Origin of the sequence: Mycobacterium sp. ACS4054, assembly GCF_001667275.1 — a bacterium.
In the GTDB taxonomy this organism is placed as follows: Bacteria; Actinomycetota; Actinomycetes; order Mycobacteriales; family Mycobacteriaceae; genus Mycobacterium.
The window spans coordinates 102,616-119,021 of the sequence record NZ_LZHV01000050.1 but is presented as its reverse complement, the minus strand read 5'-3'; the positions used below and the strand labels follow the sequence as shown (position 1 = coordinate 119,021).

Below are 16,406 nucleotides of genomic sequence, written 5' to 3'. Positions count from 1 at the left end.
CGCTAGCCGAGCAGTTCCCGGTCGGCGGCGTACATCGCCGCCTGCGTGCGGTTCGCGGCGCCGATCTTGATCAGGATGTTGCGGACATGGTTGGCGGCGGTGTTGGTGCTGATGTAGAGGCGCTCACCGATCGCGCGGTTGCTCAACCCCTCGGCGAGCAGCCGCAACACCTCGACCTCCCGTTCGGTCAAGCCGTCCGGGCCCTCGGCGCTCGACGACAGCAACGCATCGGCCAGGTCGACGACCCGCTGCTGTCCGATCGGCGCGGCGATCGCCCGGGCCTCCCCGGCCAGGCGCCGCGCTTCCTCGGTCCGGCCGCGCGACGCCGCAAACGCCGCATGGCGGACCAGCGTCTCGCCGACGTGAACCACCGAGCCCATGCGGCGGTCCATCTCGAGTGCCGCGGCGAAATGCCGCTCGGCCGCGGCGGTATCGCCATCGAGCGCCGCGATCCGGGCGAGGTACCGGTCGGCGCTGCCGAACAGCGCGACGAACTGGCCGGCGACCAGATTCTTGCCGGCGTAGCGAGATACGAACGGACGCAGCGCATGCAGGGCTTCCCGGTTGCTCAGCTCCAACGCCGCCTCGACCATGAACACCAGCTCCATCGGCCATTGCGCCTCGTTGGTGCGGTCGCCGAGCTTGCGATTGAGCAGGTGATTGAGCGCCCGGGTCATGCCGGCCTCGCAGCCGAGCTCGGTGTACAACGCCAGCAGGCCGGGCACCCATCGCCCGGTGAACGTCTCACTGCCGTCGACGAATCCGGCGAATCTCTTCAATTCCGATGTTTCGCGCCGGATCATGAACATCTGGACCCCGTTCGAGCCCTCGGTGTCCTCCGCGTCGAACAAATCGCCTGTGCGCAAGGCGATGTCGGCCCACCTTTCGGCGCCCGCGAAGTCACCGCGCAGGTAGGCGAGCGCTTGCTCGACGCACGCGCCGACGAAGCCGAAGACGGGCTGGCCGCAGGCTTGACCGGCTCGCCGCATGTCCGCGGTCGAGGCGAGCAGGTCGTCGGGCCGGCCGGCCAGATAGCTGACCATGGCGCGAAAGTGTGATGCCGCCCCAAGCACCTCGTAGTCTCGGCGCGCCAGCGCCATCCGGGATACCTCGGCCGAACGCTCCGCCTGCACCTCGCAGAGCTCCGGGGTGAGCCCGTGCCACAGGCTCGTCTTGAGGGTGTGCATCAGCACCGCCGGATCGTTCAAGGCCCGCGCGCGCTCGATCGCCTTGTTGCCGATTTCGCGCGCCCGCGACGCCTCACCCGCGAAGGCCAACGCTCGCCCGAAGCTGCCAAGCGCCTGGACATAACGGGGGTCCTCGGTATCCAGGCCGCAGGATTCCAGCGCCGACGCCAGCAGGTCGGCGGCCTTCGAATCGGACTGTCCCCGACGCCAATTCGCTTCCTCGTAGCCGACGGCGGCCCCCAGGCGGATCAGCGGGTCAGCCATCGCGCTCAAGCGATCGTAGATCGCGCGCGACCGAGCGAAATCACCCGCGCGCACGTGATTGGCGGCCGCGTCGAGATCCAGCCTGGCCCGATCGGCGCGATTCATCTCGGGCAGCGACGCCGCCCGCTCGAACCATCTCGCCGCGTCCTCGTAGGCGAGGCTCTGTTCGGCCATCCGGGCCGCCTGGTGCGCGTACCGCAGCGCCTGCTCGTGGTAGCCGAGGACGTGCGCCCGCAGGTAATGGTTCGCCAGGCGCGGGACGACCGACGGGTCCTCCCGGCCCTCGAGCGCCTCGGCGGCCCGCGCGTGCATGATCCGCAGCCGCGACGCCGCCATGCCGCCGACCACCGATTCGCGGGTGAGCGCGTGCACGAACGCGAACTCCCCGTCGGAGTCCTGAACCGCGCGGACCAGCCCCACGGCTTCGGCCGAATCGACCGCCGCGAGCGTCGCGGGCAGATCGGTGTCACTCGCGGCGATCAATGCCGGCAGATCGAACGTTTCTCCCAGCACCGCGGCCTGCTCGATGACGCCGCGGACGCCGGCCCCGAGCCCGGCCAGGCGGCGGGCGATGGCGTCCCCGATCGAGGCGGGCACGGTCTGCTGCGCCCCCAACGTCGCCAGCCCGCCGCGGACCTCCAAGTCGTTGACCAGTTCGGTCAAGAAGAACGGGTTGCCCCCGGTCTTGTCGCGCAACAGCGCGGCGGCCGTGCGCGCGGACGCGGGCGCCAACTGCTGGGTGCGGCGCACGAATTCGGCGATCGCCTCGGTGTCCAGCCCGGCCAGGTCCAGGCGTCGGACCCCGTCGAAGCGGTGCAGTTCCGCCAGCCGGGTGGCGAGCTCGTCGGAACGGTCTGGCGGGGTCGTGCGGAAGGTGGCCACCAACAGCATGCGGACATCAGCGCACGCGATGAGCACGTGTTCGAGCATCGCCAGGGTGGGCAGCTGCGCCCAGTGCAGGTCGTCGACGATCAACGCGACGGGGCGGTCGGCGGCCAGGCGGCGCAGGAAGCCGGTCAAGGCGTCGAAGAGCGCCTGCCGGGGCGAGCCGACGTCCATCGCCGCACCGGCGTCCGGCAGATGCCGGTCCACCTGGGCCGACAGCCGGCGCAGTTGCGGCCCGACGTCGGCCAGCAGGTCGGCCATCGAGCCGGGCGGCGCGGCGGTCAGCAGCCGGTCCAGCGCGACCGCGAAGGGAGCGTACGGAACGTCCTCGTCGGCCGTCGAGGCGCCGACGAGCACCGCGACGTCGTGCGCCGCCAGGGTGCCGGCCACCTCGGCGGCCAACCGCGTCTTACCGGCCCCGGGCTCACCGCCGATGAACACCGCCTGGCGGTCACCGCCCTCGACCCGTTCCCAGGCCCGCTCGAACGCCGCGAGTTCCGCGTCGCGGCCCACCAGCGGGCCGCGGCGGCGCGCCATCAGTTCCGCTGGAAGCGGGGGCGGCACCCATTGCGCCATGGGATCAACGTAATCGCGCCGTCTTGGCCGGTCGATAGTCAGATGTGACTATCGTTGGCTACCTCGGAAATGCTTCGTTGTGGTCATGACGCAGGGCCTTTTCAATACGTAGCGTCACGGCAGCAAGTCTCGCGAAGCGAAGAGGAGGTGCGGGACATGAGCCTGACAACCGCAACCGAAGAACTCCGCGGCCAATTCGGCGCCCAGGTGATCCTGCCCGCGGACCCGGGCTACGACGAGGCCCGCGCGCTGCACAACGGCATGATCGACAAACGCCCGGCGGTGATCGTGCGCTGCGCGTCGACCCACGACGTCGCGGGCGCCCTCGCATTCGCGCGGGCGTCGAACCTGGCCGTCGCGGTGCGCGGCGGGGGCCACAACGGGCCCGGATTCGGTTGTGTCGACGGCGGTCTCGTGATCGACCTGTCGCCGATGAACCGCGTCGACGTGGACCCCGACCGGCGCACCGCCCGCGTCCAGGGCGGAGCGACGTGGGCGCAGGTGGACGCGGCAACCCACGCGCACGGCCTGGCGACGCCGGCCGGCATCATCTCGACCACCGGCGTCGGCGGCCTCACCCTGGGCGGCGGCCACGGCTACCTCACCCGCAAGCACGGCCTCACCATCGACAACCTGCTGGCGGCCGAAGTCGTCTTGGCCGACGGCCGCGTGGTGACCGCGTCCGAGTCGGAGCACCCCGACCTGTTCTGGGCGCTGCGCGGCGGCGGCGGAAACTTCGGCGTCGTCGCCTCGTTCACCTTCCGGCTGCATCCGGTGCACACGGTGATCTGTGGACCCACGGCCTGGCCCGCGTCGGCCACCGCCGACATCCTGCGCTGGTATCGGGACTTCCTGCCGGCGCAGGACGAGGACCTCTACGGCTTCTTCGCGGCCATGACCGTCCCGCCGGCGGCGCCGTTCCCCGAGGCCTTCCACCTGCAGAAGGCCTGCGCCGTCATGTGGTGCTACACCGGCGATCCCGCCCGAGCCGACGAGGCGTTCGCACCCGTGCGGCAGATGCAACCGGCCTTCGAGGGCCTGGCCGCCGCCCCGTATCCCGCGCTGAACTCCACCTTCGACGCGCTGTATCCCAAAGGGCTGCAATGGTATTGGCGTGGCGACTTCATCCGGACCATCCCCGATGCCGCCGTTGAAGCCCACGCCCACTTCACCGAGGAACTGCCGACGATGCACTCGACGATGCATCTCTACCCGATCGACGGCGCCGTCCACCGCGTGGGTGAGACCGAAACCGCTTTCGCTTACCGCGATGTCACCTACTCGCAGGTCATTGCGGGGGTGGACCCCGACCCGGCGAACGCGGGGGCGTTGAGGCGCTGGACGAGGGAGTACTGGGAGGCCATCCATCCGCATTCGGCGGGCGGCGCCTACGTCAACTTCATGATGGATGAGGGCCAGGACCGGGTCCGCGCGACCTATGGTGCGAATTACCGGCGCCTCAGCGAGGTCAAGGCGCAATACGATCCGGACAACGTCTTCCACATCAACCAGAACATCCTGCCGGCCGGCTGACGCGCTCGGTCATCGCGCTGGACGGCGCGCGGCGGATTATCGTGACGGGATGGATGATCCCCTCGTCTACCGCCGTCTTGCGCTGCTCGAGCACCAGGTGCGTCTGCTCTCGGATCGGCTCGGGATCGAATGCCCGACGTTCGGTAGCGAGGCCGGCGGTGTCGCGCCGGGTGCGTTCGAGAACGGTGTGCCCACGGAAGTCGTCGGCCTCGCCCGCTCCGGGAACAAGATCGCGGCGATCAAGCTGTACCGCGAACTGACCGGTGCGGGGCTGCGCGAGGCGAAGGAGATCGTCGATTCGCTGTAAGCCTTCCTATGGCGCACGAAAGGCGATGTTCATCCGTTGCTTGAAGGCGTGATCGAACCGCCGGTAGGTGCTGCGCAGCGTGCGGCCCGGCCAGCGCCTGCCGATCAACTCCGCGGGCAGCAGCGGGTCCAGCTGGAGATGCCGGACGACGGCAACCGACAACGCGAATTCGGACGTGAACCTTCGGGTCGAACCGTCGCCCCGCCCGGCCTCGAGCGCGGCGTTCATGGCATCGATGAGCGACGCGGCGTCGTCGGCCCATTCGTCCAGCGAAAAAAGTGTTCGCACCTTGTCGGCGGCGATGTCGGTGGCGGCTCCGTGAAAGTGCGTGCACTGCCGGTCCACTACCGCCCGGAGGGTTGGAAACCGTTGCGGGTCAAGGTTATCCGGCCGAATCCACACGCCTTCCCGAAGCTCGGCGAGGTGCAGTGCCGTCGCGGCCTTTCTCAGTTCGAGGCGATCGGTGGCCGACCTGCGCTCGAGCGCGACGATCGCCAGTTCCCAGGTTCCGTCCCAGGCGGCCGCATCGTCGATCCGGGCCGCTTCGTCGACCCGTTGACGGCGCTGGAAGAGTCGGCCCGCGAGCGCGTAACTGCCGTCGTCGGCGGTCAGTTCGCCGTTGGACACCATGCGCCACAGGCAGGTGCGCGTCGCGCCCGGACTGATACCAAACAGCGAACCCACCGCGACCAGTTCCGCCACCGTGAGCCGTCCCCCGTCCGACCCGAGCAGCGCCGAGGCCAGCACGGACCGCGCACTCAACGGCCGGCCGTCGATCGGGTAGCTCGCTCGGGATCGCGATGCGGCGGGCACGGCTGAAACCGTATCACCATTTCATTGACGCGTGACATTAATAGTGTGATACTGCTCCAATGAGTTCGCCGACCAAGTCGGTGCTCGCCGACGATGCGGAGATCGTGCGGCGGGTCCTCGCCCATGTCGACGCCGGTACCACCGACGAGGGGGACGCCTGGCGCGAGCCGGTCGAAAATTACTTGAACCCAGGCCGATTCGCCGAGGAGCTGCGGCTGCTACGTGCGATGCCGAGCGTCTTCGTGCCCTCGGCGACGATCCCCAATCCGGGTGACCACGTCGAGCGCATCGCCTTCGGGGTGCCGCTGTTCGCCGTGCGGGGCCGTGACGGACAGGCGCGGGTGTTCCGCAACGCATGCCGGCATCGCGGCTTCGCGCTCGTCGAGGGGGCCGGCTGCTCGCACGCCTTGGTGTGTCGCTACCACGGCTGGACCTATCGCCTGGACGGAGCGCTCTCGCACGTGCCCCATGCCGAGGCGTTCCCCGGCCTGGACGCGTCGACCCGCGGCCTGGTCGAGGTTCCCAGCCGCGAGGTCGACGGGCTCGTCGTGATCGGCGCGCTCGACTCTGCCACGGGCACAGAGGTTTTGCTGGAAGAGGCGCTTGCCGCCTTGTGCGACGGGACCGCCTGGCGGGACAAGCTGCTGCCGGCGAGCCGGCTCGTGTACGTGGAGTCCACGCGCAAGGCAATGAACTGGAAGGTGCTGGTCGAACAGTTCCTGGAGGGCTACCACATCCGGTCGACGCACAAGGAAACTTTCTTCCCGGTGCAATACGACGACCTCAACGTGGTTGAGACGTTTGGCCCGAACAGTCGAATCACCTTCCCGTACCGCAACATCGAGCGGCTGCGTGAGCGAACGGAGAGCAGCTGGACGACGGACGCGCGGGTGACGTACCTGTACCAGCTGTTCCCCAATGTCATGGTGGCGACCTTTCCCGACCTGGTGCTCGTGATCGTGGTCGACCCGCTCGACATCGACCACAGCACGCTCGTCGTCTACACGATGGTCAAACCCGGGTTCGATTCGGCCCATGCCCCGAGCAACCCGGCGGGTGCCGGTAGCTTCATCGCCCTGGGCGCGGTGGAGGACAACGAGATGTCCGAGGGCGTGCAGCGCGGATTGCGCTCGGGTGCAAACGAATTCGTGGAGTTCGGTCGGCACGAGAGCGCCGCCGGGCACTTCCATGCCACCCTTGACGAGCGCCTCGCCGCGATCGCCGGCCGCTAGGGCGTTTTGAGGAAGACGTCGTTGAGCGTAACGGTGCGCAGGTTTCGGTCCCGGATGAAGTCGACGAGCTGCGGGTAGACGTGCGTGACGGGCAGGTGATTGAGGTGCCCGATGACGATGGCCTGCGGGGTGAAGTACTGATCGGCCATCTGCACGATGTAGTCCTCGGTGATCAGCGTCGAATCCGACAGCGACCCCGACCACAACGTGGGCACGGTGTAGCCGAGGTCGGCCGCGACGGCGTCGACGACGGCGTTGCGCTTCGCGTACGGCGGCCGCCAGTACGGCTTCGCGCCGATCCCGTACGTCTTCTTGAGGAACTCGTCGTTGCGGGTGAGCTGCTGGGCCACCTGCTCCTTGGTCAGCGTTGTCAGGTCGGGGTGCGACCAGGTGTGGTTGCCGAGCTGGATCTGCCCGCTGTCGACCAACGGCCGCAGCATTTCCTTGTTCTCGGTCCAGGAGTCGTAGGTGCCGTTGACGAAGTACGTCAGGCGCACCCCGGTGTCCTTGGCGAACTGGGTGTAGGCGCGCACCACCTCGCTGTTGACGCCGTCGTCGACGGTCAGCGCGAGCAGGTCACCTTCGCCGGGGATCTTCATCAGCGCGCCCCCGCCGGGCAGCTGGATGCGGGCGTCGGGCGGTGGGGGCGGCAGCAGGGCCGCCGGGGCGGTGGGGGCGGAAACCGGAACGGACGCCGACGGTGCCTGAGCGAAGGTTTGCGGTTGGGGGTCGACCACCAGCCGGGCGGCGCCCACGCCGGCGACGACGGAGGCGGCGAGCGAACCCAGGAATTGGCGGCGGCTCATCGCGGGCAGCCGAAGGCCCGGGGCGATGGAGCCGGACTGGTGCCGGGGTTGGCGGTGCCGTTGCGAGCGCCGGGCCGACCCGTGAAGGGGTCGCCCGTCGTACGCGAAATCGCCAGCCATCAGCAGCGAACCGTACCACTACCAGGATCAATATGTCGGATGCGTTACGGGAGGGTCAGCTGTGAATTTTGTGATTAATGTGGTTCGCCGCCGCTGCGGTGCGGCAGCGGCGTCGGTTCGACCCCGGGGGTGCCCAGCGTCGAGGCCAGCCAGGGCAGCGCCGCCTCGAGCGCCTGGGCGGCAAACGGCCAGTCGTGCTTGCCCGGCTGACTGACCACCGCGCAGTCGATGCCGTTGGCGGCGGCGGCCGAGCACAAGGCGTTGGCGGCGGCGTCCTGCCCCTCGGGGTTGGCGGCGGGGTCGGTGTCGGAAGCGCCGGCGGTGGGGTTGGCTTCCTCGGCGACGTTGCGCGGCTCCGAGGACCCCGGGACGTCGAACCATCCCGACAAGCCGGTGTAGCGACCGTGGCGCGCGATCACGGTGAGCGGGTCGAACGCCGCCCAGGCGGTCCGGTTGCCGCCGAACAGCTTGGCGATCGTCTGGTCCTTGGGGCCGACGTTGGGGCTGCGGTCACCGGCGATGTCCACGAACGCGCTGAACAGCTCGGGATGCATGACGGCCAGGTCGACCGCGCAGGTGCCGCCCATCGACCAGCCGGCAACGCCCCAGTTGGCCCGGTCGGCGCTGACGCCGAAGTTCGACACCATGAACGGGATGACGTCTTTGGTCAGGTGGTCGGCGGCGTTGCCGCGGCTGCCGTTGACGCACTCGGTGTCGTTGTCGAACGAGCCGGTGGGGTCAACGAACACCAGCACGGGGGAGAAGCCGTGGTGCGCGGCGGCGAAGTTATCGATCGCGGTGAAGGCGCCGCCGGGGCCCAGCCAGTCGGCCGGGGTGTTGAACGCGGAGCTGATCATCATCACCGTCGGCAGCCGGGGCGGCGGGTTGCTGTTGAACCATCCCGGCGGCAGGTACACCAATTCCCGGCGGTGCGGGAAGTGGGACGCGTCGGAGTCGATGTCCACCGGCACGACCACGCCCTTACTCGGCCTGGTGCCGGCGACCTGCATCTCGGTGACCCGCAGTCGGTCGATCTGGTCGGGGAGCGGCACCGAGGTCAGTTGGTTCCAAGCGGCGAGCGCCGTCGGGAAGTAGCCCACCCACCCGTTCAGGGACAGGGCCGCGCACAGCACGCACAGCGGGACGGACAGCACCGCCAGCCCGCGCCGCCACCAACGCGTGCCCGGCCAGCCGACCAACACCACCGCGGCGGCCAGGCCGCTCAGCGCGATCCAGAGCCACAGCGTGGTCGGGGCCGGGTCCCCGGCCACCCCGAGTGACGTGATGTACCAGTACGACAGCGCGGTCACCGCGGCGGCGGCGATCAGCCCCGCCGGCAGCACCCACTTGTGCCAGCGCCGCGCGCGCCATTGGATGGCGAAGACCAGCACCAACAGCGTCAGTCCCTGCACGGCCGGCGGAAACCAGCCGTGCAGCAAGGACAGTCGTCCGAAGAATTGGTCCAACGGTCGTTGCCTTTGCTAAGTCGATCGCTGCGGGCGGGCCCGTGGTCGAAGGTCGGAACAACTATCCCACACCAGCCTCACCAGCCCGCCTGCCAACGTGGCGCGCGGGCGTGGCGAACTACGCGGCCGCGGCGCTGTTGAATGAGCGCAGCCGCAGGCTGTTGGTGACCACGAAAACGCTGGAAAAGGCCATCGCGGCGCCCGCGAGCATCGGGTTGAGCATGCCGAGCGCCGCGAGCGGAATCGCGGCGACGTTGTAGCCGAAGGCCCAGAACAGGTTGGCCCTGATGGTGGTCAGCGTGCGGCGGGAGAGCCGGATCGCGTCGACGGCCGCGCGTAGGTCGCCGCGGGTGACGATGAGGCCGGCGGCTTCGATCGCGACATCGGCGCCGGTGCCCATGGCCACCCCGAGATCGGCGGTCGCGAGGGCCGCGGCGTCGTTGACGCCGTCGCCGACCATGGCGACGACCCTGCCCTCGGACTGCAACCGCTTGATGGCGGCGACCTTGTCCGCCGGCATCGTGTCCGAGATGACCCGCGCGATGCCGAGCTGGTCGGCGATCCGACGCGCGACGGTCCCGTTGTCGCCCGTGAGCAGGATCGGCGTCAGGCCCAGCCGCTTGAACTGGCCGACCGCTTCGGCGCTGGTCGGTTTGACGGTGTCGGCGATGACGAAGCATCCGCGGGCCCGGCCGCCCCAGCCGACGGAAACGGCGGTTTTGCCCTCGTCTTCGGCGCGGACGAGGGCCGCCGCGAGCGCGGGGTCGGGCGACTGGTCCCATTCGGCCAGCAGGCTGGCGCGCCCGACGACGACGGTGTGGCCGTCGACGTTGCCGCGCACGCCGTGGCCCTCGAAGCTGGTGAACCCGTCGACGGCGGGCAGGGCGCCGACCTCGGCTTTGGCGGCGGCGGCGACGGCTTGGGCGATGGGATGTTCGGACGCGTCCTCGAGCGCCCCGGCGTATCGAAGGAGGGTCTCGCGGTCGGTACCGGGGCCGGCGATCACGTCGACCAGGGTCATCTTGCCGGTGGTGACGGTGCCGGTCTTGTCCAGCACGATCGTGTCGACGGCGTGGGCGGACTCCAGCACTTCGGGCCCCTTGATCAGCACCCCGAGCTGGGCGGCGAGGCCCGTGCCGACCAGCAGGGCGGTGGGGGTCGCCAGCCCGAGCGCGCACGGGCAAGCGATGATCAGCACCGCGACGGCCGCGGTCAGGGCCGCGGCGGCCGGGGACCCGAACGCCAGCCATCCGCCGAGCGTTGCGAGGGCGATGCCGATGACCACGGGAACGAACACCCCGGAAATGCGGTCGGCGAGCCGCTGCACCTCGGCCTTGCCCGATTGGGCCTGCTCGACCAGCTTCGCCATGTGTGCCAGCTGGGTGTCGTCGCCGACCCGGGTGGCGCGCACGACCAGGCGCCCGCCGGCGTTGACGGTGGCTCCCGTGATGTTGTCGCCCGCACCTACCTCGACGGGGACGGACTCGCCGGTGAGCATCGAGGCGTCGACGGCCGAGGAGCCCGAGACCACGATCCCGTCGGTGGCCACCTTCTCCCCGGGCCGCACCACGAACTCGTCGCCGACGGCGAGGCGGTCCACGGGTATGCGGGTCTCGGCGCCGTCGCGCAGCACGGCGACGTCCTTGGCGCCCAGCTCCAGCAAGGCGCGCAGCGCCGCGCCCGCGGTGTGCTTGGAGCGCCGCTCAAAGTACCGGCCGGCCAGCACGAACAGGGTCACCCCCGCGGCGACCTCAAGGTAGATGTGGCCGGCGCCGTCCGAGGGCCGGGCGGTCAGGCCGAAGCCGTCGCGCATGCCCGGTCCGCCGGCCGTGCCCAGGAACAGCGCGTACAGCGACCACAGGAATGCCGCCAGCGTGCCGATCGAGACGAGGGTGTCCATGGTGGCGGCGCCGCGGCGCAGGTTGGTCCAGGCGGCGGCGTGGAAGGGCCGGCCGGCCCATACGACGACGGGGGCGGCCAGCACCAGCGACGCCCACTGCCAGTAGCGGAACTGCAACGCCGGGGTCATCGCCATGGCGATCACCGGGCCGGCGAGCAGCGCCGCGGTGATCAGGCGGGCGCGCAGCGCGCTCAGCTCGGGGTCGTCGGCCTTCGCGCGGCTTACCCGCGGCTGTGGCAAGGCGGCGGCGTAACCGGCCTTTTCGACGGCGGCAATCAACACCTGCGGGTCGTACCCGGGGGGAACCGTGAGGGCGGCCTTCTCGGTGGCGTAGTTGACGGTGGCGGCCACCCCGTCGAGCCTGTTCAGCTTCTTTTCGATCCGGGCGGCACACGCGGCGCAGGTCATCCCCCCGATCTGCAGCTCGATATGGTGCACCGGCGCCGCGCTCATGCGACCAGCGAAGCCTCGTAGCCGGCCTCGTCGACCGCGGCGAGTACGGCGGCGGCGTCGACGGGACGGGAACTGGTGATCACGAGCCGGCCCGTTTGCGCGTTGACCTCGACGCCGTCGACCCCGGGGATGTGCTCCACCTCGGCCCGGACGGCGGCCTCGCAGTGCCCGCAACTCATCCCGCTGACCTGGTACTCGCTGACCATGCCACTCCTTCCATCGCCACGGGCATACCCGTCGGGGATTTGCCCTCGGGCGCTACTTCCATCATGGGGCACAAATAGGAGTGCCATTCGCGGCAGAACGATTGTGCCCGATCGGCTCAGGGCTGGGACAACAGCAGCATGACCCGGCCCTGGGCGCCGGGCGCGGGAAACGCGCTCTCATCGAAGCCGTAGTACTTGCGCTCGTCGGGCGTGACGGCGGCGATCACCTTGCCGGTGGCCGTGAGCTCGCCGTGGTGAACGCGCGCCATCATGCCCTTGAAGTCGGGGACCGCCATGGACTCGGCGAGCACCAGCGCCTCGCCCCCGCTGGCCAGCGCCACCAGCACCCCGGCCCCGGCGTAGTTGTTACCGCCGCGGCCCGCCCCCCGCGGCGACCAGTAGACGGGCCCGGCGGCCACCGCGCCTTTTACCCGGCGATACTCGCCGGGATGTTCGGCGTCGGCGGCGGTGGCGACCGGTAGGCCGGCGATCGTCCGTTGCTCCTTCAGCCACAGTGCGCCCAACGGGATGCAGGCGATGGCGTACATCAAGACAACCAGGACCAGCACCGGTTTCCAGGCGATCTCCCATCCGAGCCGACGCGGCGAGATCGCCAGGCCGCGCAGTTGCGCGTCGAGCTGACGGCGCCCGAATCGGAAGACGTACCAAGCCAATACGCGTGCCAGCGCCATGCAGGCGATGATGATCAGGCCGACGATGCCGCAGACCCGCCAGTAGAACGTGCTGTCGCCCTGGTTGACGGTGGCCGCCAGCATCACCGCGGGGATCGGGGTGGTGATCAACAGGAGCAGCGCGTACGACGGGTGACTGGTCAGGTACGGGTACGTGACGCGCCAGGCGGTGTTGCCGCCGTAGACGGTCACCGGGCCGACGTCGGCGCGCACCGTCGGCGTCCAGGTCCCCTGCACCACGCGGGGCCTGACGAGGGAGCGGACGAAGAAGAACCCGAACACGAGCGAGACCACGAGCGCGCCCCAGAAGGTCCCATCGAGCCGTTCGCCGGTGCCGGGCACACCCAGCGCGCCGTGGATGTCGATGACCTTCCCGATGAAGAACGTCAACGGCATCACGACGAAGAACTCCAGCAGCCAGATCTGGATTAGCTGAGGGATGCGTGAACCGAGCCGGTCGAAGGCAAGCACGCGTTGCCAGAGGAACCGCAATATGCCCATGACCGGCGACCATATCGATCGGGAGCGATAGCGGCAACGGTTTGGGTGATCCGCGATGCGCTTTGCCCGCGGCCTCAGACGTAGCCCACGCCGATGTCGACCGAAACCTGGCTGGCCGTGACCAGGCGGGACTGGTCGGAGGCCAGCCAGGCGACCGCGTCGGCGATGTCCTCCGGCTGGGCCGTGCCCTCGGGCAACAGCGGCTTGTGCAGCCCGCGCAGGTGCGGGTAGCTGTCGGCGGCCGCGTGCAGGGCTTCACGCATGCGCCCGGTGCCCATCGGTGTGGCCACCGCCCCGGGGTTGAGGCTGTTGACGCGGATGTTGTACCGGCCGAGCTCGGCGGCGAACGCGCGCGCCATCCCGACGACGGCGTGCTTGCTCGCCGTGTAGTGGATCATGAACGACTGCATGTTGATGCCGGCCGCCGATCCAATGAGGATGATCGACCCGCCGCGACCGCCGTCGACGATGTGCCGAGCGCCGGCCATCACCGTGTTCCAGGTACCCGTCACGTTGGTGTCGATGGTGTCGCGGAATGCCTCCGCGGTGATTTGGTCCCAGGGCGCGGGCTGCAGATCCCGGCATTGGCGACGATGATGTCGAGCCGGCCCAGCTCCCCGACCGCGCGGTCGACGGCGTCTTTGAGCGCGTCCAAGTCCCGGATGTCGACCGCTGCGGGGATGACCCGTTTGCCGTTGGCTTGCACCAACCGGGCCGTCTCGGCCAGGTCATCCTCGGTCGGGGAGTCGTAGGGAACGCTCGGTGGCAACGGCCCGGCGATATCCACCGCGATGATGTCGGCGCCTTCGGCGGACAGCCGTGCCGCGTGCGCGCGGCCCTGTCCCCGCGCGGCGCCGGTGATCAGCGCCACCTTTCCCGAAATCGATTGAGTCATTGGCTGTTTGCTCCTCTCGGCGTGGGCTCCGCGTCGCGCCCACCGCGGCCCCCGGCCAGGCGGGGGCAATTCCGGTGTTCTGAATTCGACTCGGCGAGCGTAGCGTCGAGTCGACGCCGCCGGACAGCCGAAAGGAAAGAACATGACCGTCACCGTTGTCGACGCGGGTCCACGACAGGTAAGCCGGTCGGTCGAAGTGGCCGCGCCGGCCGCCGAGCTGTACGCGATGGCCGCAGATCCCCGCCGGCACAGCGAACTGGACGGGTCGGGCACCGTCCGGGACAACATCAAAGTGCCGCCGGAAATGGTTGTGGGGTCGAAGTTTTCGACCAATATGAAGATGTACGGCCTGCCGTATCGCATCACCAGCACGGTGACGGCCCTCAAACCGAACGAACTGGTCGAATGGCGCCACCCGCTCGGCCACCGGTGGCGGTGGGAATTCGAGGCGCTTTCGCCGACCCGCACCCGCGTCACCGAGACGTTCGACTATCACGACGCCGGAGCGGTCAAGAACGCGGTGAATTACTACCAGCTGATCGGCGCGGTGAAGGCCAACGCCGCCGGCATTGAGGCGACGCTGGCCCAGTTGCGCGATCGCTTCCCGGGATAGCCGGCCGCCCGGTTGAACGGTATTGCCGCGGCGATCGTGATCCATCGGGAGCGATTGCCCCGCAGCATCGTTGAGCGCCGGAAGGAAATTCCTCGATGATCGACCGCACCGTTGCCGCCGCCAGGATACTTCCGGACTCCCAGTCGTTGACCCGGCTCGGGCAGCTCGTCGGCCGGTACGGCCTGGTCGTGGTGTTGGCCTGGATCGGGTTCGGGAAATACGTGAAGATGGAATCCCGCGTGCTCATCGAGCACAGCCCGCTGATGAGCTGGATCTACGACGTGCTGAGCGTGACCGCGGTGGCGCGGCTGCTGGGGACCATGGAAATCGTTGCGGCGGTTCTCATTGCGCTGCGGCCGGTGTGGCCGCGTGGGTCGGCCATCGGCAGCGCGCTGGCGGTGGTGCTGTTCCTCGGCACGCTGAGCTTCCTGTTCACCACGCCCGGGGTGGTCGCGAGCCACGCCGGCGGCATACCCGTGCTGTCGGCGCTGCCCGGCCAGTTCCTGCTCAAGGATGTGGTGTTGATCGGCGTCGCGTTGTGGAGCTGGGGCGATTCGCTGGGCGCGCGAACAGCGTCCCACTGATCAACTCCTTCGCCGCAACCAGCGTGGCCCCGTATGCGTCGGCGTCCAGGCTGGCGGCGCGTTCGGTGAGGCCGCGCGCCAGCGCATGGATCGCGTCGGCCGCGGCGCCGGGGTCGGTGCCGGGCGGCAGCGCGCCCCGCATCCGGGCGTCGCGAAGGATCTCGGCGATCATGTCGCGCAACGCTTTCAGCCCCGGGTACTGCGGGCGCCCGCGCGCCGGGTGCTCGTTGCTTTCGACGCGGACCGCGCGGTCGAATGCGGCCAGGTGGGGATGCTCGCGCATTAACCGGCTCGTCTCGTCCAACACCGCCGCGAGGCGTTCGACCACGCCGTCGGCCCGTTCTGCGGCGGCCCGCAGCCGCGGCAGCGCGATTTGCTCGATCTCCTCGACGGCGGCGTCCAGCAGCTCGGACTTATTCGGAAAGTAGTGATACAGGCTGCCGCTGGTCATGTCGGCGGCCCGCGCGATCTCGCGAATAGTGGTGCGGGAGTAGCCCATCTCGGCCACGCACTGCATCGCCGCGGCGATGATGCGCGCGCGGGTCTGCTCGCCATCGGCGCCCACCGGGCGCCCCAGCGGTGACGGCAGAACGCTCATTTGCCTCCGCGCAACCCGGGACTAATCGATCAGTCGATTATATTCGATGTTGTCGGGCTTCGAGAGCCCGGCGGACAGGACACGCGAGTGGGCGGAGCACGGTGACGCGGGCGCAGCGGGGACGCCCGGTCGGCGCCAGCGGCGAGGACACCCGTCAGCGAATCATCGTGGCCACCATGCGTTGTGTGGCCAGGGCGGGCTACTCCCGCGCCACCATCCGTGAGATCGCCCGCACCGCGAACGTCACCAGCGCCAGCCTGTACAACTACTTTCCCAACAAGGTCGAACTGATCAAGGCCGCGATCGCGGCGCGAACCGACATCGCGCTGCCAAGGCTGCGGGCGGCCGCGGCGGGATCCGGCGGCGCCGTCGACCGCGTCGAGGCGGTGCTCGACGAATCGGGCCGGTTGATGCGCGAGTATCCCGACCTCGCCGCCTTCGAGTGGGTGATCCGCGCGCAGGGCACCGGCGCGCTGGATCCGCACCTCGAGGCCGGCGCGGGATTCCAGGCGTTCCGCGAAATCATCGAGGGCGTCATCGACGAAGCCGTCCGCAACGGGGAGCTCCCGGCCCGCGCCGATCGGGACAGCGTGGTCGAGGCGGTGTACGCGCTCATCTATGGGCTGGTCGAGCTGGCCGCCACGTCGCCGCCCCGGGACTACCACGCCGCGCTGGACTCGGCCAAGAAGATGATCAGGGGAACGTTGTTCAGCCAGGCCGGCCACGGCCGGCCTTGATATGATCAAGCGATTGATTATATAGTCGGGCCCACGAG

General features: G+C 69.5%; 14 protein-coding genes and 1 pseudogene. 6 read left to right on the top strand and 9 right to left on the bottom strand.

Translation table 11 applies throughout. From position 1 onward, the window contains the following. Nucleotides 1-2: 2 nt before the first annotated feature. Nucleotides 3-2,912: a helix-turn-helix transcriptional regulator gene (locus tag A5730_RS13410; protein ID WP_067900864.1), complete on the bottom strand. Its 2,910-nt coding sequence runs from the start codon at nt 2,910-2,912 to the stop codon at nt 3-5. 156 nt (nt 2,913-3,068) lie between these two features. On the opposite strand from A5730_RS13410, the gene A5730_RS13405 reads away from it, so the two are divergent. Together A5730_RS13405 and A5730_RS24720 are read left to right on the top strand one after the other, a co-directional pair. Further along, complete coding sequence (locus tag A5730_RS13405) at nt 3,069-4,445, top strand: FAD-binding oxidoreductase (RefSeq protein ID WP_067900861.1); 1,377 nt, start codon at nt 3,069-3,071, stop codon at nt 4,443-4,445. A 49-nt stretch (nt 4,446-4,494) separates the two neighbouring features. Further along, a complete protein-coding gene (locus A5730_RS24720) occupies nt 4,495-4,752 on the top strand; it encodes a ribosomal protein L7/L12 (RefSeq protein ID WP_067900859.1) in 258 nt (85 codons plus the stop codon). A 6-nt stretch (nt 4,753-4,758) separates the two neighbouring features. On the opposite strand, the gene A5730_RS13395 is transcribed toward A5730_RS24720, so the two are convergent. After that, a complete protein-coding gene (locus A5730_RS13395) occupies nt 4,759-5,565 on the bottom strand; it encodes a PaaX family transcriptional regulator C-terminal domain-containing protein (protein WP_067900856.1) in 807 nt (268 codons plus the stop codon). Between the two features lie 59 nt (nt 5,566-5,624). On the opposite strand from A5730_RS13395, the gene A5730_RS13390 reads away from it, so the two are divergent. Next, nucleotides 5,625-6,797, top strand: a complete 1,173-nt coding sequence (locus tag A5730_RS13390; RefSeq protein ID WP_067900853.1) for an SRPBCC family protein — start codon at nt 5,625-5,627, stop codon at nt 6,795-6,797. On the opposite strand, the gene A5730_RS13385 is transcribed toward A5730_RS13390, so the two are convergent. The 6 genes and pseudogenes from A5730_RS13385 to A5730_RS13360 form a co-directional block, all read right to left on the bottom strand. Then, a complete protein-coding gene (locus tag A5730_RS13385) occupies nt 6,794-7,603 on the bottom strand; it encodes a polysaccharide deacetylase family protein (RefSeq protein ID WP_067901129.1) in 810 nt (269 codons plus the stop codon). The two genes, A5730_RS13390 and A5730_RS13385, sit on opposite strands and share 4 nt — an antisense overlap. Nucleotides 7,604-7,797: 194 nt before the next feature. Then, nucleotides 7,798-9,189 (bottom strand): alpha/beta hydrolase family protein, encoded by a 1,392-nt coding sequence (locus tag A5730_RS13380; RefSeq protein ID WP_067900850.1) that lies wholly within the window; start codon nt 9,187-9,189, stop codon nt 7,798-7,800. Nucleotides 9,190-9,307: 118 nt separating this feature from the next. After that, complete coding sequence (locus A5730_RS13375; RefSeq protein WP_067900848.1) at nt 9,308-11,542, bottom strand: cation-translocating P-type ATPase; 2,235 nt, start codon at nt 11,540-11,542, stop codon at nt 9,308-9,310. Continuing rightward, complete coding sequence (locus tag A5730_RS13370) at nt 11,539-11,748, bottom strand: heavy-metal-associated domain-containing protein (RefSeq protein WP_067900846.1); 210 nt, start codon at nt 11,746-11,748, stop codon at nt 11,539-11,541. The genes A5730_RS13375 and A5730_RS13370 overlap by 4 nt, the downstream gene beginning before the upstream one ends. Nucleotides 11,749-11,864: 116 nt before the next feature. Next, a complete protein-coding gene (locus A5730_RS13365; protein WP_067900842.1) occupies nt 11,865-12,941 on the bottom strand; it encodes a hypothetical protein in 1,077 nt (358 codons plus the stop codon). Nucleotides 12,942-13,015: 74 nt separating this feature from the next. After that, nucleotides 13,016-13,836 (bottom strand): annotated as a pseudogene (locus tag A5730_RS13360) (mycofactocin-coupled SDR family oxidoreductase). A gap of 142 nt (nt 13,837-13,978) precedes the next feature. Here A5730_RS13360 and A5730_RS13355 point away from each other — a divergent pair. Together A5730_RS13355 and A5730_RS13350 are read left to right on the top strand one after the other, a co-directional pair. Beyond that, entirely contained in the window at nt 13,979-14,449 is a 471-nt protein-coding gene (locus A5730_RS13355; RefSeq protein ID WP_067900839.1) for an SRPBCC family protein, read from the top strand. A gap of 95 nt (nt 14,450-14,544) precedes the next feature. Then, nucleotides 14,545-15,033 carry a DUF417 family protein gene (locus A5730_RS13350; RefSeq protein WP_067900836.1) on the top strand — a complete coding sequence of 163 codons (489 nt, stop codon included), beginning with the start codon at nt 14,545-14,547 and terminating at the stop codon, nt 15,031-15,033. Here the strand turns inward: A5730_RS13350 and A5730_RS13345 are convergent. Further along, nucleotides 14,957-15,631 (bottom strand): TetR/AcrR family transcriptional regulator, encoded by a 675-nt coding sequence (locus tag A5730_RS13345; protein ID WP_067900833.1) that lies wholly within the window; start codon nt 15,629-15,631, stop codon nt 14,957-14,959. The two genes, A5730_RS13350 and A5730_RS13345, sit on opposite strands and share 77 nt — an antisense overlap. Before the next feature lie 101 nt (nt 15,632-15,732). On the opposite strand from A5730_RS13345, the gene A5730_RS13340 reads away from it, so the two are divergent. Then, entirely contained in the window at nt 15,733-16,368 is a 636-nt protein-coding gene (locus A5730_RS13340) for a TetR/AcrR family transcriptional regulator (RefSeq protein ID WP_067900830.1), read from the top strand. Nucleotides 16,369-16,406 lie beyond the last annotated feature (38 nt).